Raw genomic sequence first — 25511 nt, forward strand, 5'->3', positions numbered from 1 at the left:
CATAATAAAGGTGAAAAAGTGGAATCATGCTGTTATGCACGATTCCACTTTTTGTGTTCGGTCGCTCAATAGTGCTTTTTATCTGATAAACATGAGTTCGCGGAACTTCGGCAGCGTCCAGAGTTCGTCGGCGACAATCAGTTCCAGCTTGTCTATCTGATAGCGTATCTCCTCCATTTTGGGAGCTATGTTGTCGTGATAAGCGATGGCTTTCTCGCGCTCGCAGTCTATCTTGTTGGCCACTTTGCGCTCGTTGATGAGTTCTTCCACCTTTGTTTCGATGGCTTGGGTGCGCTCTGCTATCTCGCGGATAATCTTCAAGTTGCGCTCAGAGAGCTTCAAGGCCTCCTCGCGCCCGAAGATGTCGATCATGTTCTGCACGTTCTTAGCCAACTGGCTCTGGTAATGTGTGGCCACGGGGATGATATGATTCATGGTCAAGTCGCCTATGACGCGCGCCTCTATCTGTATTTTCTTGGTGTAGGTTTCCCACTTCACCTCGTTGCGTGCTCCCAGTTCGTTGCGTTTCATCACGTTCATCGACTCGAACATCTTGATGCTCGAGTCGTCCATGTAGCGGTCGAAGACCACCGGGCAAGACGTCTCGCAGTCCAATCCGCGCTTTTTGGCCTCTTCCACCCATTCGTCACTGTATCCGTTTCCGTCGAAGTGAATAGGCTTGCAAGTGCGTATGTCCTCGCGAATCACGTCGATGATGGCTCCGTTCTTGCTCTCGCCCTTGGCGATGAGGGCGTCCACGCGCTCTTTGAAGTTGGTCAATGCCTCGGCCACAGCTGTGTTCAGCACAATCATAGACGACGCACAATTGGCTTCGGAACCTACTGCGCGGAACTCAAAGCGGTTTCCGGTGAAGGCAAAGGGGCTTGTACGGTTGCGGTCGGTATTGTCTATCATCAGTTCGGGTATTTCCGGAATGTCGAGCTTGAAGCCTTTTTTGCCGGCTACGGTGAACAGTTCGTCCTTGTCGGCTTTCTCGATATGCTCCAGCAGATCGGTGAGCTGCTTGCCCAAGAAACTGGAGATGATGGCGGGGGGAGCCTCGTTTCCGCCCAGTCGATGGGCGTTGGTGGCACTCATGATGCTGGCTTTGAGTACGCCGTTGTGGCGATAAACGCCCATCAGCGTCTCTACGATAAAGACCACGAAACGCAGGTTGTCTTCCGAATTTTTGCCTGCTGCATGCAGCAACACGCCCGTGTCGGTGGTCAGGCTCCAGTTGTTATGCTTGCCCGAACCGTTGACTCCGGCGAAAGGCTTTTCGTGCAGGAGGGCACGGAAACCGTGTTTGCGAGCCACACGTTTCATGAGCGACATGAGTAGCATGTTGTGGTCGACAGCCAGATTACACTCCTCAAAGATGGGTGCCAGCTCAAATTGGTTGGGAGCCACCTCGTTGTGGCGTGTCTTACAGGGAATACCCAGTTCGAGAGCTTGTACTTCCAAATCCTTCATGAAGGCTTGCACGCGCTCCGGAATGGTTCCGAAGTAGTGGTCTTCCATCTGTTGATTCTTTGCGGAGTCGTGTCCCATGAGGGTGCGACCGGTCAACATAAGATCCGGACGAGCCAAGTAGAGGCTGTCGTCGACGAGGAAATATTCTTGTTCCCAGCCAAGATTGGTCTGCACTTTCTTCACTTTCGGGTCGAAATACCGGCACACGGCCGTGGCAGCCACGTCGATGGCGTGGAGCGAGCGCAGCAGGGGAGCCTTGTAGTCGAGCGCCTCGCCGGTGTAAGAGATGAAGATCGTCGGGATACAGAGGGTGTCGTCGATGATGAAGACCGGCGATGTGGGATCCCAAGCCGAATATCCGCGCGCCTCGAACGTATTGCGTATACCGCCGTTGGGGAATGAACTGGCGTCGGGTTCCTGCTGTACGAGCAGCTTGCCGGAGAACTCTTCGAGCATACCACCCTTGCCGTCGTGTTCCACAAAGGCGTCGTGTTTCTCGGCAGTACCCTCGGTCAGGGGTTGAAACCAGTGGGTGTAGTGGGTTACACCGCACTCCTTGGCCCATTTCTTCATGCCGTGTGCCACCGCGTCGGCGATGCCACGATCCAGTCGTGCGCCGTTGTCCATCACGTCGATGAGCTTATTGTATACGTCGGTGGGCAGATACTTGTACATCTTGGCACGGTTGAAGACGTACTTGCCGAAGTACTCGGAAGGGCGTTCTTTGGGTAACTCTACCTCGACCGGCTTCTTTCTGAAGGCCTCGGCCACAACCTCAAATCTTAAATTCGTCATATCCTCTTATTGCTATTTGTTTCCTATTCGGTCTCTATCTCTTGATACTTGGTGGCAGAAAACGAAAAAGGATTCTCATGGGCGCATGAGAATCCGTATCCGATATTTACCAGAATTTATTGTTTACTTCGCTATATTCGAAACCGGCTGTGGCCAGTTTGGCTACCAATGCTGTTCGATCTACGTCCATGTCGTCGCATAGCTCGTCGAGCGAACTGTAGTTGTCGCGCAACAACATATTGACCGTACTGAACAATATCATTGGATCTTGGGGTAATTTATCCATCTTTCGACAGTATGTTAGAATCAGATGCAAAGTTACAAAATAAAGATGAGATTTGTTGTTACTGTCACCAAAAAACGTTATGCATGTTTTTCTAGCTCTAAATAAAATTCTGCCATGTGTGTGGGCGAAGGGCATCCGACCGTATGACTTGTCACTTTTCCCTCCCAACTCGTCAGTTTGTTTACTTTTTGTCCATTTCCTTGGAACTTATCGATGTTTTTCCTAACTTGCGTCATGAATTGGGCAAACAGTATTTTTCGACCTTTATATAACCGTAATCAGTATGAATGTGATACTGACCTGTCTGATATATTTATCAGGCTGTCCATTATCGCAGCCTGTTCATGGTCTCTGTAATTCTCTGAAGACTCCCTACGCCGTCGATAGACTTTAATCGACCGGTAGACGACTCTGCCGTCTGATTGAGATATTCTATATACTTACAGTAATTATTTTCCGAAAAATTGAAACACAGAAATAATGAATAAATAATGATAATCCTTTTTATATCCAGCTTGTTAAGTGGGTATCAGGGGAGAGTAGAAGTTAAAGGGAAAAGGAATCAAAGCAAAGAAATACATTCTATAAGAACAAGGTGTGTCCGTAGAAAAATGAAAAAAGAGAACTTTAATTTCTTTATCAAGCGATTTATGAAGGATTCTACCTTTCAGAGGAGTCGTTTTGTTTTTCCACTTATAATTAAGACGTACGATCCTGATACCGATAGTTTTGCTGTCGAAGTAATCAGCGAAAAAAAGTGGAAGTTTAAGGATTTGTCAAATTTGCCCGACAATTACTTTGTGACGATAAATCGTATTTAGTGGAAATAATAGATGAAAGTACTTGATGCAACAGACTGTGTATGAAGAGAATAATAAGAAATTGAAGAAAAGAAAGAGGCAGATGGGAAATCGCACGTCAAGTTTTGTTTGTGAAATCGCATGTCGCCTTTAGCTATATATAATTTTAAGAGTTTGTTAAAACCGCTCGATAAAGTTATATATTGAATCGGCATGGATATAGCAGGAAAGGAAATGGTTAAAGATCTTGCCAAGCCTAATGTTGACGGCGAAGGACATTGGGTAAAGAAGATGGGCAAGTTACACTTCGGATACTTAATTGTACGCATCACACATTTTCTTGATAAATCAATCGAACAACATGTTTTTTCTGAATATTGCTTACACACGGTGTCTGGATACAGCTTTTACCATGCAGTAACAACAGCACATTCGAGATGCACCGAGGACAAAGTCGTGATAAAATACCTATTTTAAGGTATTGTAAGCAAAATTCCTTTTAGGTAATTTTGCACTTGTAAAAAAAATAAAAATATTCAAACATGTTTTTTAAAATTATTACTGCTATTCTTCTCTCAGCAACAATCACTTCGTACGCGATGGCGAATGACCAGACGCACAACATGATAGAGAAAGACAATAAGGAAATATCAATTTCTGGAAAAATCGTTGATTATGAAGGTAGACCTGTGATCGGTGCCAGTATCACGCTCAACGGCAAAAAAGCTGTTGCAACGAGCGACACTGATGGCAAATTCCATTTTCATGCCATCTCATTACCTGCCCCGTCTTACATACAAGTAACTTACTTAGGCATGGAAGCTAAAAAAATAACTCTGCAACCTCCATATCACGATCTTTTGATTAGGCTAAATGACAAAATCAATATGTTGGACGAAGTGGTTTCCACAGGATACAACAGACTTTTAAAAAGACGTTCGGCCGGTTCTTTTGCTGTAATCACACACGAGCAAATAGAAAATCAAGTGTCTACGTCGATTGACAAGATTCTGCAAGGACAAATTGCTGGCATGCACGTAAGCGTTCCAAACGGGAAACCCGGAGAAAGCGCTCAAGTAAGGATACGCGGAATTAACACCGTCAATGGCTCGGCTGAACCACTGTGGGTGGTTGACGGAGTCATCATGCAGGACAACTTGCCGAAAATATTGGGAACTGGCATGATGGATGCAAGTGATTTCAACAATATCTTTCGAAACGGAATTGGAGATATCAATCCTAACGACATAGAAAGTATAACCATCTTGAAAGACGCCGTAGCCTCGGCTATCTATGGCTCAAGGTCAGCAGGTGGCGTAATCTCTATCACTACCAAGCATGGAAAAGTCGGTAAGCCACGTGTGAACTACTCCACTCTGTTTACCATCGGATTATACCCCCAACGGCAGGAAAATATTATGAATACGGAAGAAAAGATACGATGGGAGCAGGAATTATGGAACGAATTTTCAGCGAAACCTTTCAAATCGGGCAATGGCTGGTACCCCGTGATCGGTATTGTGGGGATGATCCATGCAGACAAAATTGGTAAAAATGGGAAATTATGGACTGAAAACGGTTTCGAAAAAATGACAGAGGAAGAAAAGAGTGCTTATATAGAAGGACTTAAAAGAAATAATGTCAACTGGTATGACGAGATCTTCAGGAATTCCCTATCGCAAAATCACAACCTATCGTTGTCAGGAGGAACAGGCAAGATGGATTATTATACCTCGCTATCGTACACAAAGAATATGGGATTGGTCAAAAGAAATGACTATCAACGTTATACCTTTAACATGAAAATCAACGTGAATCCCACTTCAAAGTTAAAGCTCGGGTTCAAGTCAACAGTTTCCTTTCAAAAAAGCGGCGATTTCGTATCAAGCGTCGACCCGTTTAGATACGCCTATTTTGCCAATCCTTACGAAACGCCATACAACGCTGACGGAAGCTATCGGGCAGATATGACCTATTTCAATCTCACCGAAATAAATGCAGGCGACGCATCACTCCCCTACATCCCTACAAATGGTTTCAACATACTGAGGGAGATGAATGAAACATCAAGTTGCAATACCAAATTGGGAATCAACATCCAAGGAACCTTCGATTATTTTCTTACCGATAATCTTAAATTTACGGGAATAGCAGCATACGGACGAAACAACATCAATGGTACTGACGAATTGGGCAAGAATACTTATGCTGCGTTCAAGAATCGGCTGCCATGGGACATGCAAAATAGAGAATGGAATGGTTATGGAATTCTGAGACAGAACTTCAGCGAAGGGAATAATTTCATGGGAAGGCTCATGCTTCGTTACGCACAAGACTTTCGGAAATTGCACCACATAGTCATGATCGGAGGCAGCGAAATCCGATCCTCTAAAAACCAAAGGTCTATTATGATGCAATATGGATATGATCCGGAGACAAAAATAACAGGTATGCCCGAACCTCCTGAGAATGGAAATATGTCTTACTCGAAGTGGATACAGTTGATCAATAATCTTTCCTCCTCGCAGTGGAACGAGCAAAAATATGCCTCTTTTTTCGCTACCGTGGACTATGACTTCAATAATACTTACACCCTCAATGCAGCTTTGAGAACTGATGGGTCAAATAACTTCGGTGCCAAGGAACAATTTAATCCAACATATTCTATAGGCGCGGCATGGAACATTGACAACGAAAGATTTTGGAGAAGCATAAAGCCTGTAATCAACCGACTAACCATGCGCGTATCCTATGGCTTTACAGGAAACGTAGTTCAAGGCATGTTGAAAAGCTTAGTCATAAGCACAGGGCGAAAAAAATGGAACGATCATATAACAGGAACGGTGAAAAACGCCCCAAATCCACATTTGCGGTGGGAACGGACACGCGACATGAAACTGGGCATCGACATGGGACTGTTCAACAACAGATTGAACATTAATACCGAGATTTATGAAAAACTCAGCTCCGACATCATCACCAGAGTGGGAACAGTGTCCACCACTGGATTCACGGCATACAGTTTCAATACTTCAAAAATACGGAACAGAGGCTTGGAAATATCCATCTATGGAACTCCCATAAAGACGAAGAAACTAACTTTATCGACATCGGTCAATCTATCATGGAACAGAAACGAACTCGTGAAATTTGTAGCACCTCTTTTTGGAGTCAGCGATGGGAAATATCAAGGTTACCCGCTTGACGCCATTTTCAACGGTATATCAACGGGAATAGACAAGGAAACAGGATATTACAACATGAAGACAGTTCCTAATGCAAAGTTCGAAACAATTGCCGACAAGAAGAACGTGGCAAACTACAAGTTCTATCTCGGTACCCGTAACGCTCCCTATTCAGGAGGCGGAAGTATAAATGTATCCTATGAAAGATTCACGTTCAGTGTACAAGCCGCCTATTCAATAGGGGGAAAGGCACTCAACGAAATTAATTCTCCTGTCAACTATTCCATGGTAGGATATTCTAGAAACAACACTCCCCAAACATCTTTCAGCGACATTTATACCAACCACCTCAACGTGGCGCGAGACAGGATGGACAGATGGACAACAGAGAATCGCGAAGGAACGAAATATCCTCGCATTGTAGATGCGTTCGGAGCACCCCTAAACCTTGAAGGCAATATGGTTACTGGTTCAAACATCATGGACGGAATTTATCTACAGGAAACATCATTCCTGCGCATAAGAAACATTTCTTTGAGCTACCTTTTTAATAAAAACGTGACAGAAACATTGGGACTTTCAAATCTTGGCATCACCTGCTCGGCACAGAACTTCTTCACTTTCACTAATTTTCGAGGCATTGACCCAGAACAACCGGGGCTTACCTATCCAATTACGAGATCAGTAACTTTCGGCTTGCAAATAGGTTTCTAACATCATTCAAAAAGATATATATATGAAGAACTATTATCACACGGGGATCTTAATTGCGATCACGCTAATCGTATCCTCATGTAGCGAATATCTCAAAGAGAACAATTATAACAACGTTTTGCCTAAAACACCAGAGGATTACGGCACATTAATATATGCGCAACTGTCATCATTGGAGACTACCCCCTCGTCCGTTACGCTGGAATCCTACAAGCGTGCCATCGAAAAGGAATTATATGCCGACAATCTGAACGCTTCCATGAATAAAGGTAGAAGTTTGAAAGTCTTTTATGTAGGCGACGGAGCCATAGGAAACATGTATGTTTTAATGAGAGGATACAAGGAAATCAAGGATTACAACATTGTTCTTGACGCACTGAATGCATCGGACTCCATCTCACGTACACTCAGCGTTACAGCTCGTATCATGCGTGCAGTCGCATACTATAACCTGATGCGCGATTATTGCGATCCATGGAATGCAAATTCACCGGAGAAACAGATGGGACTGCCTCTTGTTACCGAGTTCAATATGGAATCAAGACCCGGACGAAGCAGCTTGCAAAAAACGGCAGAATTTATCATCAAAGAATTACAGACCGCCATCAATGACAAGCAAGAGAATGAAGAGATGTACTTTACCACCGATGTAGCAAAAGCTTATTTGGCACGGACCTACTTTTGGAGTGAGAAATGGGAGAAAGCTTTGCCAATATGCTTAGAATTGCTCAATAAATATCCTTTGCTACAAGGCAAGGAATACACCAATATGCTTGAAAATAAACTACAACGCTCGGGAAATATATTAATCATGTCAAATACAGGCTATTCCGTTTACGCATATGACAGAGACGTGAACAAACTGAAGGAGCGTCCACTTTCCATCGGCTTTTATAAGTTATTTTCCGAAAAAGAAAAGGATATTAGATTCAAATACATAGACAAGAAACTTAGAACCACAAAAGCTGCATTTACAGGGATACGAGGTGCCGAGTTCGCACTAATGGGCATGGAATGTCTAGCTCATTTAGGACGCCTAGATAAGGCTCTAAAAATGCTTAACGACTTTCGCTCACATCGTATCACCGACTATTCACCTTATATAGTAGCCACTCTTCCATCCGTTGACCATTCCGCCCTTATAAAGATTGATGCCGAGGGAAAGCCTCTGACGCCACTGATGCAAGCCATACTGAATGAGCGCAGAAAGGAACTGATGCTAGAAAACGATCGATGGTATGAACTCAAGCGCAATGGAATGCCAGAATTTTGGGTGACAGACGGAAGAACAAAAAAGATTACCAAAAAGTATCTTTACAACTTCCCGTTCCAACTACGCGACTATTTAATAAATCCTGAATTGGAAATAAATCAGGGATATGTATATCAAAATTGACAGACCATTCAAAAAGGAAACGAACATGAGATTTTTACATTGCATTTACACTTTTTCGAGCATCCTTATTTTGGCTGCCATGTCATGCACCAGCATAGAAGAAGGTGTCGCACCAGAAGGACTAACTGAGGCTCACGACAAGGGGATGGGAAATATCTACATCAAACAAGACCCTCTGTCTGAGGAAGAAAAAGATTCCATAGAACGGCTCAAGCTACAATATGAAAAAATTGAACAACAGGAGCCACATGCCATCATAGATATCAATCAACGATAACGGCCATGATAGGCCCCCAACTCTATCCTCCTTGTTTAAGGTTAGTTGGTCATCGTCAGATCAAACAGCCCCTTTTCTCTCAACTCGATCAGCCAATCGATTGGAATCCCATCTGTGGACTAGTTGAGATTGCTTATACCAAAGATGACCGTCCCACCGGTCGTCCGAGCTATGACAGCCTTGTGTTATTCAAGACCGAACTCCTTCGTACATGGTACAGCCTGAGTGACGGCGGGGGCGAGGAGCAGGTCAATGCCCGCTTGTCTTTCAGTTGATTTGTCGGCTTAGGATTGGACGACTGCGCTCCAGATAGTACGACGGTGTGTCGTTTCCGCAACATTCTGCTTGAAACCGACCTTTACGACGATGTGCTGGAAGAGATTGATCGCCAGTTAGAGTCGGCCGGTGTTTTGGTTAAGCGTGGCACCATAGTTGACGCCAGTATCACGGACATCCCTCGTCATCCCCGCGGGCGTAAGGAATACGAAGTAGTCGAGGAACGCAATGAGGAGACAGGTATGGATATAGCAGGAAAGGCTATGGTTAAAGGCCTTGTCAAGCCTAATGTTGACGGCGAAGTATATTGGGTAAAGAAGATGGGCAAGTTACACTTCGGATACAAGCGACATTTGGTTACGGGCGAGATGGGTTTGGTGATTGCCTAGGAAACTACATCGGCTAACAAAGTGACATCAAACATTTGGAAAGGCCGTTAGCAAAAGCCAAACTTCCGCAGGGTACACCTGTTTATGCCGACAAGGGACATGACTCTGCGGGGAACAAGGGTGTACTTAAACGTGTGAAGTTCAAGAGTCGTATCATGCACAAAGGAGTAAGAGGATGCAAGCTGACTGAAAGAGAGCAGCGTATCAATGTAGCCACCAGCAAGACAAAATACAAAGCGAAACGTACCTTTGGCTCTATTCGCAGGCGGTTTCATGGTGGCATTGCCAGATATGTACATTTTAATTCCGCCAACGGGTTATCCTTTTTATATCCAGCTTGTTAAGTGGATGTCAAGGAAAAGTAGAAGTTAAAGGAAAAAGGGGTCAAAGCAAAGAAATAATTTCTATAAGAAAAGGAGTATCTGTGGAGAAATAAAACAGACTAAGAAAGAAGTCATTTATGACTTTCAAATAGATGATACGGGAGTGAGCATCAAATATGTCTTTAGAATTTGTGACGATAAATGGTATTTAGTAGAGATAATAGATGAAAGTACTTGATGCAATAGATTGTATATGAAGAGAATAATAAGAAATTGAAGAGAAGGGAAAGGCAGATGGGAAATCGCACGCCAAGTTTGTTCGTGAAATCTCATGTCGCCTTTAGCTATATATAACTTTAAGAGTTTGGCAATATCGCTCAATAAAGTTATGAAAAGTGCGGCAGTGCAGACTGACGGTACGGTGGGGCAGATGAGTCTTTGTTTTCTCTTCATGCTCTATATATAATATGGTGGAAGTCTTGGATTATGAGTAAGGGGAGGGATGGAAGGGAGTCTGTGTTTGTTAACTATATTGTTTGGCAATTTACAAATTCAATAAGTTATAGGCTCATAAAACTCAATAACTCATAAGCTAGTACTTTTATATGATAGTTACAAATAACTTACTAAAGTTATATTTTGTTAAATATTTAATCTGTAAAAATATCGCGGCTTATATATGTTAGGTAATTCAAATAATTGTTCGTACCTTTGCAGCCCGAAATAGCATGTTGTATTGTGTCTGTTTCGTAACGGTTTGATAATAAACAAAATATATATAATTAAAAAGTAAAATTATGCCTACTATTTCACAATTGGTAAGAAAAGGCAGAAAGGACATCGTAGACAAGAGCAAGTCTCCGGCTTTGGACAATTGTCCTCAGCGCCGTGGCGTTTGTGTTCGTGTTTACACTACAACTCCTAAGAAGCCTAATTCGGCAATGCGTAAGGTTGCCCGTGTACGTTTGACAAACTCTAAGGAAGTGAACTCTTACATCCCCGGAGAAGGTCATAACTTGCAGGAGCACAGTATTGTGTTGGTACGCGGTGGTCGTGTAAAAGACCTCCCTGGTGTTCGTTATCACATCGTACGTGGTACTCTTGATACCGCAGGTGTAGCTAACCGTACCCAGCGTCGCTCTAAGTATGGAGCTAAGCGTCCTAAGGCAGCTAAAAAGTAATAAGCTGTAAAAGACATTGCGAGTAGGCTTGGTGCTAGTGTTTTTGCTAGCCTTCTTGTCTACTTGTTATTTAAAGAAAAATCGTTTTGCTGGAGAATTGTTAACGACAGGTTGAGTAAATGTCCGAGTGAGGATGTTGAAGAAGACAGAAGTACAGCCCCAAGCAGAATTTTATTTTAAAAACAAAAATGAGAAAAGCAAAACCAAAGAAGCGTGTGATCTTACCAGATCCAGTCTTCAATGACCAAAAGGTCTCTAAATTCGTGAATCATTTGATGTATGATGGTAAGAAGAATACATCTTATGAAATTTTCTACAAAGCTCTTGATGTGGTAACAGAGAAGATGGCTAAGGAAGAAAAGTCAGCTCTTGAAATCTGGAAGCAAGCTCTTGATAACATTACTCCTCAGGTAGAGGTAAAGAGTCGCCGTATCGGTGGTGCTACATTCCAGGTACCTACAGAAATTCGTCCCGATCGTAAAGAGAGTATTTCTATGAAGAATCTAATCCTCTTTGCTCGTAAGCGTGGTGGTAAGACGATGGCAGAGAAACTCGCTGCTGAGATTGCAGATGCTTACAACAATCAGGGTGGTGCTTATAAGCGTAAGGAAGATATGCATCGTATGGCTGAGGCTAACCGTGCATTTGCTCACTTCAGATTCTAATCATATTAATCAGGAAAAGAAAAAATGGCAAATCGCGATTTACATTTGACTCGTAATATCGGTATTATGGCTCACATTGATGCCGGTAAGACAACAACATCAGAGCGTATCCTTTTCTACACAGGAAAGACTCACAAGATTGGTGAGGTACATGATGGTGCTGCAACCATGGACTGGATGGCTCAGGAGCAGGAGCGTGGTATCACTATTACATCTGCTGCTACTACTTGTAACTGGAATTACAATGGTAAGTCATTCAAGATAAACCTGATTGATACTCCGGGACACGTTGACTTTACAGCAGAGGTTGAGCGTTCACTTCGTGTGCTTGATGGTGCTGTGGCTACATATTCTGCAGCTGATGGTGTTCAGCCTCAGTCTGAAACTGTATGGCGTCAGGCAGATAAGTACAATGTGCCTCGTCTCGGTTACGTAAACAAGATGGATCGTTCTGGTGCAGACTTCTTTGAGACTGTTCAGCAGATGAAGGATATCTTGGGTGCTAATCCATGTCCTGTTCAGATTCCTATTGGAGCTGAGGAAAACTTTAAGGGTGTTGTGGACTTGATCAAGATGAAGGCTATTCTGTGGCATGATGAGACCATGGGTGCTGAATATTCTTTGGAAGAAATTCCTACAGACCTCGTAGATGAAGCTAATGAGTGGAGAGAGAAGATGGTAGAAAGTGCTGCCAACTTTGACGACGAGCTGATGGAACTTTATCTTGAGGGTAAGGATATTCCTGAAGAGATGTTGATGAAGGCTATCCGCAAGGGTACTATCTCTATGGAGTTGACTCCGATGGTGCTCGGTTCTTCTTATAAGAATAAGGGTGTTCAGCCTTTGCTCGATTATGTTTGTGCTTTCCTTCCTTCACCACTGGATACAGAGAATATCGTTGGTACCAATCCTGATACTGATGAAGAAGAAGATCGTAAGCCTTCGGATGACGCTCCTACTTCTGCACTCGCATTTAAGATTGCTACTGATCCGTTTATGGGGCGTTTGGTATTCTTCCGCGTTTACTCTGGTAAGGTTGCAGCCGGTTCTTATGTTTATAACCCACGTTCGGGTAAGAAAGAGCGTATCAGCCGTCTGTTCCAGATGAACTCTAAGCAGGAGATTCCAATGGAGTCTATCGATGCTGGTGATATCGGAGCAGGTGTAGGTTTCAAGGATATCCGTACAGGTGATACACTCTGTGATGAGAATCATCCTATCGTATTGGAATCTATGACATTCCCTGATACTGTAATCTCTATTGCCGTAGAACCAAAGAGTCAGGCTGACGTAGCTAAGATGGATAATGGTCTTGCTAAGCTTGCAGAAGAAGACCCAACATTCACAGTACGTACTGACGAACAGAGTGGTCAGACTATTATCTCTGGTATGGGTGAGCTTCACTTGGATATTATTATCGACCGTTTGAAACGTGAGTTTAAGGTAGAATGTAACCAAGGTAAGCCTCAGGTTAACTATAAAGAAGCAATTACCAAACCTGTTACACTTCGCGAGGTTTATAAGAAGCAGAGTGGTGGTCGTGGTAAATTCGCTGACATCATTGTTACAATCGGTCCTAAGGACGAAGACTTTAATGAGGGCGATTTGCAGTTTGTTAACGAGGTGAAAGGTGGTAACGTTCCTAAGGAATTCATCCCCTCAGTACAGAAGGGTTTCCAAGATTCATTGAAGAATGGTGTACTTGGTGGTTATCCTATGACAGGTTTGAAGGTTACTTTGACCGATGGTAGCTTCCACCCGGTAGACTCAGACCAATTGTCGTTTGAACTTGCTGCACACAACGCATTCAAGAACGGATGTCCTAAGGCAGGCCCTGTTTTGATGGAGCCTATCATGAAGGTAGAAGTTGTAACTCCGGAAGAGAACATGGGTGATGTCATTGGTGACTTGAATAAGCGTCGTGGTATGGTTCAAGGTATGGATGAGGCTCGTAGCGGTGCTCGTATCGTAAAAGCTATGGTTCCTCTAGCAGAGATGTTCGGCTATGTAACAACTTTGCGTACCATCACTTCTGGTCGTGCTACTAGCTCTATGGAGTATGATCATCATGCAGCTCTTTCTTCAAGCATTGCTAAGGCTGTACTTGAGGAAAGTCACGGACACGCAGAACTTCTGTAATAAATAGAATAGGTGAGGAGAGACGTTGCTTAGCGAATGACTCTTAAGCAATGTATCTCTCTTCCTAATAATAACAACAATTATCATTTAAAGAAATGAGTCAGAAAATCAGAATTAAGCTGAAGTCTTACGACCACATGTTGGTAGACAAGTCAGCAGAGAAGATTGTTAAGGCCGTTAAGGCTACCGGTGCTATCGTGAGTGGTCCTATTCCATTGCCAACACGCAAGCGTATCTATACTGTAAACCGTAGTACTTTCGTTAATAAGAAAGCTCGTGAACAGTTCCAATTACAGGACTTTAAGCGTCTTATCGATATCTATAGCTCTACAGCTAAAACTGTTGATGCTTTGATGAAACTTGAGTTGCCTAGTGGTGTAGAAGTAGAGATTAAGGTATAAGAAAGGTTGACAGGCTGGGATGTAGCTGGATGATTTGTCGATAATTCGAGAGATAAAGGTTCTCCTAAGTCTACAAACTCATAAATCATTTTAAAATAAAAATTGAAATGCCAGGATTAATTGGAAGAAAAATCGGAATGACATCCGTTTTCAGTGTCGACGGTAAGAATGTACCGTGCACTGTTATCGAAGCTGGTCCTTGTGTTGTAACCCAGGTTAAGACCGTAGAAAAAGATGGTTACAAGGCTGTTCAGTTAGGTTTCGCAGAAGCTAAGGAGTCTCGTACTTCTCAGCCTATGAAAGGAATCTTTAAGAAAGCTGGCACAACACCGAAGAAGCACTTGGCCGAGTTCAAGTTTGACGAGGAATACAACCTCGGCGACACCATTACGGTTGAACTGTTCAACGGAGCAGAATTCGTTGACGTGGTCGGTACATCTAAAGGTAAAGGTTTCCAGGGAGTTGTTAAACGCCATGGATTTGGTGGTGTAGGCCAGAGTACTCACGGTCAGGATGACCGCGCTCGTAAGCCGGGTTCTATTGGTGCTTGTTCTTACCCTGCAAAGGTATTTAAGGGTATGCGCATGGGCGGCCAAATGGGAGGCGACAGAGTTACTACTCAGAACCTCAAAGTGTTAAAGGTAATTCCAGAGCAGAATCTTATCATTGTAAAAGGTTCATTCGCTGGATGCAAAGGTTCAACCGTATTAATAGAGAAATAATGGAAGTTAGCGTATTAAATATCAATGGTCAGGAGACCGGGAGAAAGGTTACGTTAAACGAATCTATCTTCGGAATTGAACCTAACGATCACGTGCTTTATCTTGATGTAAAGCAGTATCTCGCTAATCAGCGTCAGGGTACCGCTAAGTCGAAAGAGAGAAGTGAAGTTAGTGGTTCTACCCGTAAGTTGGGACGTCAGAAAGGTGGTGGCGGTGCTCGTCGCGGTGATATCAACTCACCTGTACTTGTTGGTGGTGGTCGTGTATTCGGTCCTAAGCCACGTGACTATCGTTTCAAATTGAACAAGCAAGTAAAGGCTCTTGCTCGTAAATCTGCTTTGTCTTACAAGGCTCAAGATAATGCGATTGTTGTTGTTGAGGACTTCAATTTTGATGCTCCAAAGACAAAAGATTTCGTAAACTTTGCTAAAAATATCAAAGTTGACGGTAAGAAGACACTCGTTCTTTTGCCAGAAGTAGATAAAAATGTATATTTGTCAGCTCGTAACTTGCAGCGTTCTGAAGTTATGCTCGCGTCTACACTCAATGCCTATAAAGTTTTGAATGCAGATGTTGTAGTCATTACTGAGAATTCACTGAAGACCATCGACGAGATCTTAACAAAGTAATCAAGGAGAAGTAAATTATGGCATTTATTGTAAAACCTCTGGTCACCGAGAAGATGACCAAAATTACAGAGAAGCGTCCGAACCGTTTCGGTTTTATCGTGCGCCCTGAGGCAAACAAGCTCCAAATCAAGAACGAGGTCGAAGGTCAGTACAATGTGAAAGTAGTGGATGTGAATACCGCTCGTTATGCTGGTAAGCGCCAAAGTCGTTATACCAAGGCCGGTCTTGTGAAAGGACAGAAGAACGCATTCAAGAAGGCAGTCGTTACGTTGAAAGAAGGCGACACAATTGATTTTTACAGCAATATTTAAATAAAAAATGGCAGTACGTAAATTAAAGCCCGTTACTCCGGGTCAAAGACACAAAGTTATTGGCACGTTCGAGGATATTACTGCATCCGTGCCAGAGAAGTCTCTCGTTTACGGTAAGCGTTCTACCGGTGGTCGAAACAACACCGGTAAGATGACCGTACGCTACATTGGCGGTGGCCATAAGCGTAAGTATCGTTTGATCGATTTCAAGCGAGAGAAAGATGGTGTTCCAGCTGTAGTAAAGACAATCGAATACGATCCGAACCGTTCGGCTCGTATCGCTTTGTTGTACTATGCTGATGGTGAAAAACGTTACATTATTGCTCCCAATGGACTGCAAGTGGGTACAACCTTGATGTCAGGTGCAGAAGCTGCTCCTGAGGTTGGTAACTCTCTGCCTTTGGCAAACATCCCCGTGGGTACTGTAATTCATAATATTGAGTTACGTCCGGGTCAGGGTGCTTTGCTCGTTCGTTCGGCTGGTAATTTTGCTCAGTTGACTTCTCGTGAGGGTAGTTATTGTGTAATCAAGCTCCCTTCTGGAGAGACTCGTAAAGTCCTCTCTGCTTGTAAGGCTACTGTAGGTAGTGTAGGTAACTCCGATCACGCATTGGAGCAGTCTGGTAAGGCTGGGCGCTCACGCTGGTTGGGTCGTCGTCCTCACAACCGTGGTGTTGTTATGAACCCTGTTGATCACCCAATGGGTGGTGGTGAAGGTCGCCAGAGTGGTGGTCACCCACGTTCACGTAAGGGCTTGTACGCTAAGGGTCTCAAGACTCGTGCACCTAAGAAGCTCTCTAACAAGTATATTATTGAAAGGGCTAATAAATAATTAAGTTAACTAAGAGTAAATTATGAGTCGTTCATTAAAAAAAGGTCCATATATCAACGTATCACTCGAGAAGAAAATTCTCGCCATGAATGAGAGTGGTAAAAAGAATGTCGTAAAGACATGGGCCAGAGCATCAATGATTTCCCCCGATTTCGTGGGACACACTGTTGCAGTTCATAACGGAAACAAATTTATCCCTGTTTACATTACTGAGAACATGGTAGGACACAAGCTCGGCGAATTTTCTCCGACACGTCGCTTCGGTGGTCACTCAGGTAACAACAAGAAGTAAGCGGGTTTAATCCATTTAAAAATTAGAAATAATAATGGGAGCAAGAAAACATATAGCAGCTGAAAGAAATAAAGAAGCTCGCAAAAATCTGTACTTCGCTAAGCTCAATGGCGTCCCCTCATCTCCCCGAAAGATGCGCTACGTGGTAGACATGGTTCGTGGTATGGAAGTGAATCGCGCCCTCGGAGTACTGAAGTTCTCTAAAAAGCAGGCTGCTGCAGACATTGAGAAATTGCTGCGCTCAGCTATCGCTAACTGGGAGACTAAGAATGACCGCAAGGCTGAAGACGGTGAACTCTATATCAGCAAAATCTTCGTAGATGAAGGTGTTACTATGAAGCGTATGCGCCCTGCACCTCAGGGTCGTGGTTATAGAATCCGCAAGCGCTCTAATCACGTGACATTGTTTGTTGATGCCAAAACTAACGACGAAAAATAATAAATAGAATGGGACAGAAAGTTAATCCAATAAGCAACCGTCTTGGTATTATCCGTGGTTGGGAATCAAATTGGTTTGGTGGCAAGGACTTCGGAGACAGCCTCGTAGAGGATATGAAAATCCGTAAGTATCTGAACGAGCGCTTGGCTAAAGCTAGCCTTTCTCGTATTGTCATTGAACGTACTTTGAAGCTCGTCACCATCACTATTTGTACTGCTCGTCCGGGTATCGTCATCGGTAAGGGTGGACAGGATGTAGACAAGCTCAAAGAGGAGTTGAAGAAACTTTATAAGAAAGATATTCAAATCAACATCTTTGAGGTTAAGAAACCTGAGTTGGACGCTAACATTGTAGGTTACAACATCGCTCGTCAAGTAGAGGGAAAGATTTCTTATCGTCGTGCCATCAAGATGGCAGTTCAAAATACAATGCGCGCTGGTGCAGAAGGTATTAAAGTTCAAATTACTGGTCGTCTGAACGGAGCTGAAATGGCTCGTAAGGAAATGTTTAAGGAAGGACGTACTCCACTCCATACATTCCGTGCAGACATCGATTATTGTCAGACCGAGGCGCTCACAAAGGTGGGTCTGCTGGGTATAAAGGTTTGGATTTGCCGTGGAGAAGTTTACGGAAAGAAAGACTTGACACCTAACTTCACACAGGAGAAGCAGAGTGCTGGCCGTCAGAATGGTGGCGCTCGTCAGGGTGGTCGCGGTAATCGCAAGAGAAACAATAACCGTTAAAAGTAGAAGCTATCATGTTACAGCCAAAAAGAGTAAAATATAGAAGGCCTCAAGATGGACGTGGCAATAAAGGCAACGCCCACAGAGGGACACAACTGGCTTTCGGTTCTTTTGGTATCAAGACTCTTGAACCAAAATGGATAGATAGCCGTCAGATAGAAGCTGCTCGTGTAGCCTTGAACCGCTACATGAATCGTCAGGGGCAGGTTTGGATTCGTATTTTCCCGGACAAGCCTATTACTCGTAAGCCTGCTGATGTCCGTATGGGTAAAGGTAAAGGTGATCCAGCAGGATGGGTAGCACCGGTAACTCCCGGTCGCATCCTCTTCGAAGTTGAAGGTGTAAGTTTTGACATTGCCAAAGAGGCTCTTCGTCTTGCTGCACAGAAACTACCTGTGAAGACTAAGTTTATTGTTAGACGTGATTACGATAAAAACGCTTAAGCTATGAAGATTAAAGAAGTAAGAGAACTCGAAACCAAGGAATTGGTTGAGAAATTGGAAGCTACCCGTGCCAAGCTTCAGCAGATGAAGTTGAATCATGCGATTGCTCCTCTTGAAAATCCATCACAGATTAAGGTTGCTCGTCGTGATATCGCGCGTATTGAGACCGAACTTCATCAGAGAGAACTTAATAAATAACAATGGTCCAGATGGAAACAAGAAATTTAAGAAAAGTAAGACAGGGTGTCGTTGTCAGCAACAAAATGGATAAAACCATTGTTATCGCTGCTAAGTTCAAGGAGAAGCACCCGATATATGGTAAGTTTGTCCAGAAGACAAAGAAATACCATGCTCATGATGAAAAGAACGAGGCCAATGTAGGCGATACCGTACTCATCATGGAAACTCGTCCTTTGTCAAGAACAAAGAGATGGAGATTAGTACAAATTGTTGAAAAAGCTAAGTAATTATGATACAAGCAGAATCAAGACTTACAGTATGTGATAACAGCGGTGCACGTGAGGCTCTTTGCATCCGTGTTCTCGGTGGTACCGGCCGTCGTTATGCAAGTGTTGGTGACGTGATTGTCGTTTCTGTCAAGAACGTTATCCCATCAAGTGATTTGAAAAAGGGTGCAGTATCTAAGGCTTTGATCGTACGCACAAAGAAGGAGATTCGTCGTGCCGACGGTTCTTATATTCGTTTTGACGATAATGCATGCGTGCTTTTGAACAACGCCGGTGAACTCCGCGGTAGCCGTATCTTTGGTCCGGTAGCTCGTGAGTTGCGTGCAGTGAATATGAAAGTGGTTTCTTTGGCACCTGAAGTTCTTTAATTTTTAATGAGTAGAGTAATGAATAAATTACATATAAAGAAAGGCGATACCGTTATCGTACTTGCTGGAGATCGCAAGGATAAGGGTAAATCAGGGAAGGTTCTTAAGGTCTTGGTAGACGAGAATCGTGCCATCGTTGAAGGCCGTAATCTTGTTTCTAAGAGCGCGAAGCCTTCAGCAAAAAATCCTCAAGGAGGAATTGTTAAGCAAGAAGCTCCTATCCATATCTCTAATCTGAGCTTGATAGACCCTAAGAGTGGCAAGCCTACTCGTGTTGGTGTTAAGGTTACAGAGGATGGAAAGAAAGTTCGCATCGCTAAAAAGTCAGGGGAGGAAATTAAGTAATGGATACAGCACAGTTAAAGAATGTCTATAAAGAGACTATCGCTCCTGAACTTCAGAAGCAATTCAACTATTCTTCAGCAATGCAGATTCCTGTACTGAAGAAGATTGTTATCAACCAAGGACTTGGCGATGCTACACAAGACAAGAAGATTGTTGACGTAGCTGTCAATGAGATTACTGCAATTACTGGTCAGAAGGCTGTGGCAACATATTCTAAGAAGGATATCGCCAACTTCAAACTTCGTAAGAAGATGCCTATCGGTGTGATGGTAACTCTTCGTCGCGAGCGTATGTATGAGTTCTTGGAGAAGCTTGTTCGCGTCGCTCTTCCTCGTATCCGTGACTTTAAGGGTATTGAGAGCAAGTTTGATGGTCGTGGTAACTATACATTGGGTATCACAGAACAGATTATCTTCCCAGAAATCAACCTCGATGAGATTGATCGTATTCAGGGTATGAATATTACATTCGTGACCTCAGCTAAAACCGATGAGGAGGGCTATGCTCTTCTTAAGGCATTTGGTCTTCCATTCAAGAACGCTAAAAAGGATTAAGCAATATGGCAAAAGAATCAATGAAAGCTCGCGAGGTAAAGCGTGCAAAACTTGTTGCTCGTTATGCTGAAAAGCGCGCAGCTCTGAAAAAGATTATAGCTACTTCTGAGGATTATGCAGAAGCTTATGAGGCAGCTCGTAAGCTTCAGGCTATTCCAAAGAATGCAAACCCTATCCGTCTTCATAACCGTTGCAAGGTGACTGGACGTCCAAAAGGATATATTCGTCAGTTCGGTCTCTCTCGTATTCAGTTCCGTGAGATGGCTTCAGCAGGTTTGATTCCCGGAGTGAAGAAAGCAAGCTGGTAATCCTTAAACGATTTAGTTCGTTCAAAACAAGATTATTTAATATTGTCGGGAAGGTCCCGATCAATTAAACTTTTATATAATATGACAGATCCAATAGCAGATTATCTGACTAGACTCAGAAATGCCATTATGGCTCACCACCGTGTGGTTGAAGTACCTGCGTCTAACTTGAAGAAAGAAATCACAAAGATTCTCTTCGAGAAGGGTTACATCCTGAACTATAAGTTCATAGAGGATGGTCCTCAGGGTTCTATTAAGGTTGCTCTTAAGTACAACCCAACAACAAAAGAGAGCGCTATCAAGAGTTTGAAGCGTGTATCAACTCCTGGTCTCCGTAAATATACGGGATACAAGGATATGCCGAGAGTTATTAACGGATTAGGTATTGCTATCTTATCTACATCCAAAGGTGTTATGACAGACAAAGAGGCTGCTGGTTTGAAAATTGGCGGTGAAGTTCTTTGCTACATTTATTAATTGGAGGATTTTATATGTCAAGAATAGGAAAATTGCCAATTAGTATTCCCGCTGGAGTTACTGTTAATTTCGATGAGAAGACAAATGTAGTATCTGTTAAAGGCCCTAAAGGTGAACTTTCGCAGCAGATTGATCCTTCTATCAAGTTTACAAATGAGAATGGCCAGATAATTTTCGATATTGATGAGAATAGCTCTGTAGATGTTAAGCAGAAACAGGCTTTCCATGGTCTATACCGTTCGTTGGTAAACAACATGATTGTTGGTGTAAGCGAGGGTTACAAGAAAGTTTTGGAACTGGTAGGTGTAGGTTACCGTGTTTCTAACCAAGGCAACTTGATTGAGTTGTCATTGGGTTATACACACCCTATCTTTATTGAATTGCCTTCTGAGGTGAAGGTTGAGACAAAGTCTGAAAGAAACCAGAATCCACTTCTTATTTTGGAAACTTGTGATAAGCAGTTGTTAGGACTTATCTGTGCAAAGATTCGTTCTTTCCGTATGCCTGAACCTTACAAGGGTAAGGGTATCCTTTTCCAAGGCGAGGTTATTCGCAGAAAGTCTGGTAAGACAGCTTCAGCTAAGTAATTTTAATTATTTACGATTATGACAACAAAGAAAGTTGAAAGACGAATTAAGATAAAGTTCCGTGTTCGTAAAAGAGTAAACGGAACAGCTGAGCGTCCTCGTCTTAGCGTATTCCGCTCTAACAAGCAAATCTACGCTCAGGTTATTGACGATTTGACAGGTACAACTCTTGCTGCTGCTTCTTCATTAGGTCTTGAGAAAATGGCTAAGTGCGAGCAGGCTGCTAAAGTAGGTGAGCTGGTTGCCGAAAAGGCTAAAGCTGCAGGTATAGAGTCTGTAGTGTTCGACCGTAATGGCTATCTTTATCATGGCCGTGTCAAGGAATTGGCAGATGGTGCACGTAAGGGTGGTCTTAAATTTTAAACGATTATGGCAATGAATAAAGTAAAAGTAAATAGTGACGTAGAATTGAAGGATCATCTGGTTGCTATCAACCGTGTAACCAAGGTTACTAAGGGTGGTCGTACATTCACATTCGCTGCTATCGTCGTTGTTGGTGATGGCAAAGGTGTTATCGGCTGGGGCCTCGGCAAAGCCGGTGAGGTAACTACTGCTATCGCTAAAGGCGTAGAATCTGCAAAGAAGAACCTTGTAAAAGTTCCTGTACTTAATGGAACCGTTCCTCATGAGATTGAGGTCTCATTTGGCGGAGCTCAAGTATTCTTGCGTCCGGCTGCTGCCGGTACAGGAATGGTTGCAGGAGGTGCTATGCGTGCCGTACTGGAATCAGCAGGTGTTACAGATGTTCTTGCAAAATCTAAGGGTTCATCAAATCCTCATAACCTTGTAAAGGCTACAATTCTAGCTTTAAGCCAGATGCGCGATGCCTATACAATTGCAGGTGCACGTGGTATCAGCATGCAAAAGGTGTTTAATGGTTAATAGGAAAGACAATGGCAACAATTAAGATCAAGCAGATTAAAAGTAAGATTGGTTATCCAGTTGACCAGAAGCGTACCCTCTTGGCTTTAGGACTTCGTAAAATCTCTCAGATTGTAGAGGTTGAAGATACCCCTAGCATCCGTGGTATGATCCGCAAGGTGCATCACCTGGTAACCGTAGTTGAATAATGAATCTTTAATATCGAATCGATTATGAAATTAAATAATTTGAAACCAGCAGAGGGTTCTACTCATTCTCGTCGTCGAATCGGTCGTGGTACCGGTTCTGGACTTGGTGGAACTTCTACCCGTGGTCACAAGGGTGCTAAGGCTCGTTCTGGTTATAAGAGAAAGATTGGTTTCGAAGGTGGTCAGATGCCACTACAGCGTCGTGTTCCGAAGGCTGGTTTCAAGAATATCAACCATAAGGAATATTTGGCAGTGAACTTGTCTACTCTTCAGAAGATTGCTGAGAGCAAGAATCTGGCAAAGATTGGAATCGCAGAACTCAAAGAAGCAGGACTTACCAATGGTAAGGAACTCGTTAAAATTTTGGGTAATGGCGAGTTGAAGGCTAAAATTGAAGTTGAAGCAAATGCTTTCTCTAAGACTGCCGAAGAAGCTATCAAGGCAGTTGGTGGTAACGCAACTATAATCTAACAAATGAAAAAGTTTATTGAGACACTAAAGAACTGTTGGAAGGTGGAGGACTTGCGTCAGCGACTCCTTATCACTCTTCTGTTTACGGCTATCTACCGTTTTGGGTCGTTCGTTGTACTTCCCGGTATCAATCCGGCTATGTTGGACAAACTTCAGTCGCAAACCTCAGGTGGCCTTATGTCACTTTTGGACATGTTCTCTGGTGGAGCATTTTCCAATGCATCTATCTTTGCACTTGGAATCATGCCCTACATCTCAGCTTCTATTGTTATGCAGCTGCTTGCTGTCGCTGTTCCTTATTTCCAGAAGATGCAGCGTGAAGGTGAAAGCGGTCATAAGAAAATTAACTGGTATACACGTGTGCTTACAGTAGCTATCCTGCTATTCCAAGCACCGTCTTACCTGTTGAATCTAAAGATGCAGGCAAGCCAAGCTTTGGCTTCCGGCATCTCTTGGACCGTCTTTATGATTCCTGCCACAATTATATTGGCAGCAGGCAGTATGTTTATCCTCTGGTTGGGTGAGCGTATCACGGATAAAGGTGTCGGAAACGGTATCTCTTTGATTATTATGCTCGGTATCATTGCACGTTTGCCACAGGCATTCGTACAGGAAATCGGCTCTAGATTCACTGCTATCTCTGGTGGTGGTCTAGTAATGTTCATTGTTGAGCTGTTGATACTGTATTTTGTGGTATGTGCATCTCTTCTGTTGGTTCAAGGAACTCGTAAGGTTCCTGTTCAGTATGCAAAGCGTCTTGTAGGAAACAAACAATATGGTGGTGCTCGTCAGTATATTCCTCTGAAACTTTTCGCAGCTAATGTGATGCCTATCATCTTTGCTCAGGCACTGATGTTCATCCCTTTGGCTATTGTTCAGTATCAGTCTGAAAGTACTTCTTGGGTTATCAGTTCTTTGATGGACAACCACAGCTTGTTGTACAATATCATTTATGTGACTTTAATCATCGCATTTACATATTTCTACACGGCTATTACATTGAATCCAACCCAGATGGCTGAGGATATGAAGCGTAACAATGGATTCATTCCGGGAATCAGACCCGGAAAGGAAACCGCTGATTATATAGACACCATAATGTCTCGTATTACTTTGCCGGGTTCATTATTCATTGCGTTCATTGCCGTCATGCCAGCTCTTGCTGGACTGTTGAATGTTCAGAATGCGTTTTCCCAGTTCTTCGGAGGAACATCATTATTGATTCTTGTCGGTGTGGTTATTGATACGCTACAGCAGATTGAAAGCCACTTGATGATGCGTCACTATGATGGATTGTTGAATTCTGGGCATACGCGCAATAACGGAGGTGTCTCAGCATACTAAGCTGTAAGATGAAGATATCTCTGAAAACGGATGATGAAATAGAACTGATGCGCAAGGCAAACCGACTCGTCGGGGAGACGCTTGCGGAATTAGCAAAACATATCAAGCCGGGTGTAACGACTCTCCATTTGGATAAGATTGCAGAAGAGTTCATTAGAGACCATGGGGCTGTCCCTACGTTCAAGAACTTTCCTAATCCTTATGGAGAGCCTTTTCCCGCCTCTATCTGCACTTCGGTGAATGAGGTTGTTGTTCATGGGATTCCCAATGAGCAAACTATATTGAAAGATGGTGACATTATATCAATAGACTGTGGCACGTTACTTGATGGATACAATGGAGACTCTGCCTATACTTTTTGTGTAGGTGAGGTTGTAGAAGAGACTAAACAATTGCTAAAGATTACAAAGGAGTCTCTTTATTTGGGTATCGAACAAGCAGTTGCTGGGAATAGAGTGGGAGACATTGGATATGCTGTTCAACATTATTGTGAAACCCAAGGATATGGAGTTGTCAGGGAATTGACTGGGCATGGAATTGGAAAGGAAATGCATGAACACCCTTCAATTCCAAACTATGGTTCTCGTGGTTCCGGTATCTTGCTGAAAGCAGGGATGTGTATTGCGATAGAGCCCATGATTACTCAGGGTGATCGACATATAGGGCTGTTGCCCGATCGATGGGGAATTATGACTCTTGATCGTAAGCCGGCAGCTCATTTCGAGCACACAATTGCAATTTGTAAGGGCAAAGCAGAGATTTTATCAACGTTCGAAGATATTGAACATTTTGAAAGAGATTTAAATTAG

The 25511-nt window shown here is 43.3% G+C and carries 33 protein-coding genes and 1 pseudogene; 32 read left to right on the forward strand and 2 right to left on the reverse strand.

Translation table 11 applies throughout. The annotated features are described in order from the left end of the window. Window positions 1–78: 78 nt before the first annotated feature. On the reverse strand, window positions 79–2268 hold the full coding sequence (locus HMPREF3034_RS04235) for a glutamine synthetase III family protein (RefSeq protein WP_036896535.1): 2190 nt from the start codon (window positions 2266–2268) through the stop codon (window positions 79–81). Between the two features lie 106 nt (window positions 2269–2374). Then, window positions 2375–2554 (reverse strand): DUF4250 domain-containing protein, encoded by a 180-nt coding sequence (locus HMPREF3034_RS04240; protein WP_036896537.1) that lies wholly within the window; start codon window positions 2552–2554, stop codon window positions 2375–2377. 491 nt (window positions 2555–3045) lie between these two features. On the opposite strand from HMPREF3034_RS04240, the gene HMPREF3034_RS13120 reads away from it, so the two are divergent. The 32 genes and pseudogenes from HMPREF3034_RS13120 (at window position 3046) to map (ending at window position 25511) form a co-directional block, all read left to right on the forward strand. Then, the gene (locus tag HMPREF3034_RS13120) at window positions 3046–3375 is read left to right on the forward strand and encodes a DUF4348 domain-containing protein (RefSeq protein ID WP_062433503.1); all 330 of its coding nucleotides are present in this window, start codon (window positions 3046–3048) and stop codon (window positions 3373–3375) included. A gap of 192 nt (window positions 3376–3567) precedes the next feature. Next, window positions 3568–3831: a hypothetical protein gene (locus HMPREF3034_RS04250; RefSeq protein WP_062433506.1), complete on the forward strand. Its 264-nt coding sequence runs from the start codon at window positions 3568–3570 to the stop codon at window positions 3829–3831. A 122-nt stretch (window positions 3832–3953) separates the two neighbouring features. Next, window positions 3954–7253, forward strand: a complete 3300-nt coding sequence (locus tag HMPREF3034_RS04255; protein WP_197421728.1) for a SusC/RagA family TonB-linked outer membrane protein — start codon at window positions 3954–3956, stop codon at window positions 7251–7253. Between the two features lie 22 nt (window positions 7254–7275). Further along, window positions 7276–8649 (forward strand): RagB/SusD family nutrient uptake outer membrane protein, encoded by a 1374-nt coding sequence (locus tag HMPREF3034_RS04260; protein ID WP_036896541.1) that lies wholly within the window; start codon window positions 7276–7278, stop codon window positions 8647–8649. 25 nt (window positions 8650–8674) lie between these two features. Beyond that, entirely contained in the window at window positions 8675–8926 is a 252-nt protein-coding gene (locus HMPREF3034_RS04265) for a hypothetical protein (RefSeq protein ID WP_156431035.1), read from the forward strand. Window positions 8927–8931: 5 nt separating this feature from the next. Beyond that, window positions 8932–9887, forward strand: a pseudogene (locus tag HMPREF3034_RS04270) (IS5 family transposase); the annotation flags it as partial. An 824-nt stretch (window positions 9888–10711) separates the two neighbouring features. Beyond that, window positions 10712–11095: a 30S ribosomal protein S12 gene (gene rpsL, locus HMPREF3034_RS04275; protein ID WP_036896543.1), complete on the forward strand. Its 384-nt coding sequence runs from the start codon at window positions 10712–10714 to the stop codon at window positions 11093–11095. Between the two features lie 188 nt (window positions 11096–11283). Continuing rightward, window positions 11284–11760 carry a 30S ribosomal protein S7 gene (gene rpsG, locus HMPREF3034_RS04280; protein ID WP_036896544.1) on the forward strand — a complete coding sequence of 159 codons (477 nt, stop codon included), beginning with the start codon at window positions 11284–11286 and terminating at the stop codon, window positions 11758–11760. Window positions 11761–11784: 24 nt separating this feature from the next. After that, entirely contained in the window at window positions 11785–13899 is a 2115-nt protein-coding gene (fusA, locus tag HMPREF3034_RS04285) for an elongation factor G (protein ID WP_036896545.1), read from the forward strand. A gap of 95 nt (window positions 13900–13994) precedes the next feature. After that, window positions 13995–14300 carry a 30S ribosomal protein S10 gene (gene rpsJ / locus HMPREF3034_RS04290; RefSeq protein ID WP_036896546.1) on the forward strand — a complete coding sequence of 102 codons (306 nt, stop codon included), beginning with the start codon at window positions 13995–13997 and terminating at the stop codon, window positions 14298–14300. Window positions 14301–14407: 107 nt separating this feature from the next. Continuing rightward, window positions 14408–15022 carry a 50S ribosomal protein L3 gene (gene rplC, locus HMPREF3034_RS04295; protein WP_036896547.1) on the forward strand — a complete coding sequence of 205 codons (615 nt, stop codon included), beginning with the start codon at window positions 14408–14410 and terminating at the stop codon, window positions 15020–15022. Then, the gene (gene rplD / locus HMPREF3034_RS04300; protein ID WP_036896573.1) at window positions 15022–15651 is read left to right on the forward strand and encodes a 50S ribosomal protein L4; all 630 of its coding nucleotides are present in this window, start codon (window positions 15022–15024) and stop codon (window positions 15649–15651) included. The genes rplC and rplD overlap by 1 nt, the downstream gene beginning before the upstream one ends. A gap of 17 nt (window positions 15652–15668) precedes the next feature. Beyond that, a complete protein-coding gene (rplW, locus tag HMPREF3034_RS04305) occupies window positions 15669–15962 on the forward strand; it encodes a 50S ribosomal protein L23 (RefSeq protein ID WP_036896548.1) in 294 nt (97 codons plus the stop codon). A 7-nt stretch (window positions 15963–15969) separates the two neighbouring features. Further along, complete coding sequence (rplB, locus tag HMPREF3034_RS04310) at window positions 15970–16794, forward strand: 50S ribosomal protein L2 (protein WP_036896549.1); 825 nt, start codon at window positions 15970–15972, stop codon at window positions 16792–16794. A gap of 22 nt (window positions 16795–16816) precedes the next feature. Then, window positions 16817–17086 (forward strand): 30S ribosomal protein S19, encoded by a 270-nt coding sequence (gene rpsS / locus HMPREF3034_RS04315; protein ID WP_036893606.1) that lies wholly within the window; start codon window positions 16817–16819, stop codon window positions 17084–17086. Between the two features lie 34 nt (window positions 17087–17120). Beyond that, window positions 17121–17525, forward strand: a complete 405-nt coding sequence (rplV, locus tag HMPREF3034_RS04320; RefSeq protein ID WP_036896550.1) for a 50S ribosomal protein L22 — start codon at window positions 17121–17123, stop codon at window positions 17523–17525. Between the two features lie 8 nt (window positions 17526–17533). After that, window positions 17534–18268, forward strand: a complete 735-nt coding sequence (gene rpsC, locus HMPREF3034_RS04325; RefSeq protein WP_036896552.1) for a 30S ribosomal protein S3 — start codon at window positions 17534–17536, stop codon at window positions 18266–18268. Between the two features lie 14 nt (window positions 18269–18282). Continuing rightward, on the forward strand, window positions 18283–18711 hold the full coding sequence (gene rplP, locus HMPREF3034_RS04330) for a 50S ribosomal protein L16 (protein WP_036896554.1): 429 nt from the start codon (window positions 18283–18285) through the stop codon (window positions 18709–18711). A 3-nt stretch (window positions 18712–18714) separates the two neighbouring features. Continuing rightward, a complete protein-coding gene (gene rpmC, locus HMPREF3034_RS04335; protein ID WP_036896555.1) occupies window positions 18715–18909 on the forward strand; it encodes a 50S ribosomal protein L29 in 195 nt (64 codons plus the stop codon). A 2-nt stretch (window positions 18910–18911) separates the two neighbouring features. Then, window positions 18912–19178, forward strand: coding sequence for a 30S ribosomal protein S17 (gene rpsQ, locus HMPREF3034_RS04340; RefSeq protein WP_036896556.1), 267 nt, complete (start codon window positions 18912–18914; stop codon window positions 19176–19178). A 2-nt stretch (window positions 19179–19180) separates the two neighbouring features. After that, complete coding sequence (rplN, locus tag HMPREF3034_RS04345) at window positions 19181–19546, forward strand: 50S ribosomal protein L14 (RefSeq protein WP_004369535.1); 366 nt, start codon at window positions 19181–19183, stop codon at window positions 19544–19546. An 18-nt stretch (window positions 19547–19564) separates the two neighbouring features. Further along, window positions 19565–19891 (forward strand): 50S ribosomal protein L24, encoded by a 327-nt coding sequence (gene rplX / locus HMPREF3034_RS04350; RefSeq protein ID WP_036896574.1) that lies wholly within the window; start codon window positions 19565–19567, stop codon window positions 19889–19891. Then, a complete protein-coding gene (gene rplE / locus HMPREF3034_RS04355; RefSeq protein ID WP_036896557.1) occupies window positions 19891–20445 on the forward strand; it encodes a 50S ribosomal protein L5 in 555 nt (184 codons plus the stop codon). The genes rplX and rplE overlap by 1 nt, the downstream gene beginning before the upstream one ends. 5 nt (window positions 20446–20450) lie before the next feature. Then, window positions 20451–20753, forward strand: coding sequence for a 30S ribosomal protein S14 (rpsN, locus tag HMPREF3034_RS04360; protein WP_036896558.1), 303 nt, complete (start codon window positions 20451–20453; stop codon window positions 20751–20753). A gap of 81 nt (window positions 20754–20834) precedes the next feature. Then, a complete protein-coding gene (gene rpsH, locus HMPREF3034_RS04365; protein WP_036896559.1) occupies window positions 20835–21230 on the forward strand; it encodes a 30S ribosomal protein S8 in 396 nt (131 codons plus the stop codon). Window positions 21231–21244: 14 nt separating this feature from the next. Continuing rightward, window positions 21245–21817: a 50S ribosomal protein L6 gene (rplF, locus tag HMPREF3034_RS04370; protein ID WP_036896560.1), complete on the forward strand. Its 573-nt coding sequence runs from the start codon at window positions 21245–21247 to the stop codon at window positions 21815–21817. Between the two features lie 18 nt (window positions 21818–21835). Further along, entirely contained in the window at window positions 21836–22180 is a 345-nt protein-coding gene (gene rplR, locus HMPREF3034_RS04375) for a 50S ribosomal protein L18 (RefSeq protein ID WP_036896561.1), read from the forward strand. Window positions 22181–22186: 6 nt separating this feature from the next. Beyond that, window positions 22187–22699, forward strand: a complete 513-nt coding sequence (rpsE, locus tag HMPREF3034_RS04380) for a 30S ribosomal protein S5 (RefSeq protein ID WP_036896562.1) — start codon at window positions 22187–22189, stop codon at window positions 22697–22699. Between the two features lie 11 nt (window positions 22700–22710). After that, window positions 22711–22887 carry a 50S ribosomal protein L30 gene (rpmD, locus tag HMPREF3034_RS04385; RefSeq protein WP_036896563.1) on the forward strand — a complete coding sequence of 59 codons (177 nt, stop codon included), beginning with the start codon at window positions 22711–22713 and terminating at the stop codon, window positions 22885–22887. Window positions 22888–22911: 24 nt separating this feature from the next. Further along, window positions 22912–23358, forward strand: a complete 447-nt coding sequence (gene rplO, locus HMPREF3034_RS04390) for a 50S ribosomal protein L15 (protein ID WP_036896564.1) — start codon at window positions 22912–22914, stop codon at window positions 23356–23358. A 3-nt stretch (window positions 23359–23361) separates the two neighbouring features. Further along, window positions 23362–24702 carry a preprotein translocase subunit SecY gene (secY, locus tag HMPREF3034_RS04395; protein WP_036896565.1) on the forward strand — a complete coding sequence of 447 codons (1341 nt, stop codon included), beginning with the start codon at window positions 23362–23364 and terminating at the stop codon, window positions 24700–24702. Window positions 24703–24710: 8 nt separating this feature from the next. Then, entirely contained in the window at window positions 24711–25511 is an 801-nt protein-coding gene (gene map, locus HMPREF3034_RS04400; protein WP_036896566.1) for a type I methionyl aminopeptidase, read from the forward strand.

Origin of the sequence: Prevotella sp. DNF00663, from assembly GCF_001553265.1 — a bacterium.
GTDB lineage: Bacteria > Bacteroidota > Bacteroidia > Bacteroidales > Bacteroidaceae > Prevotella.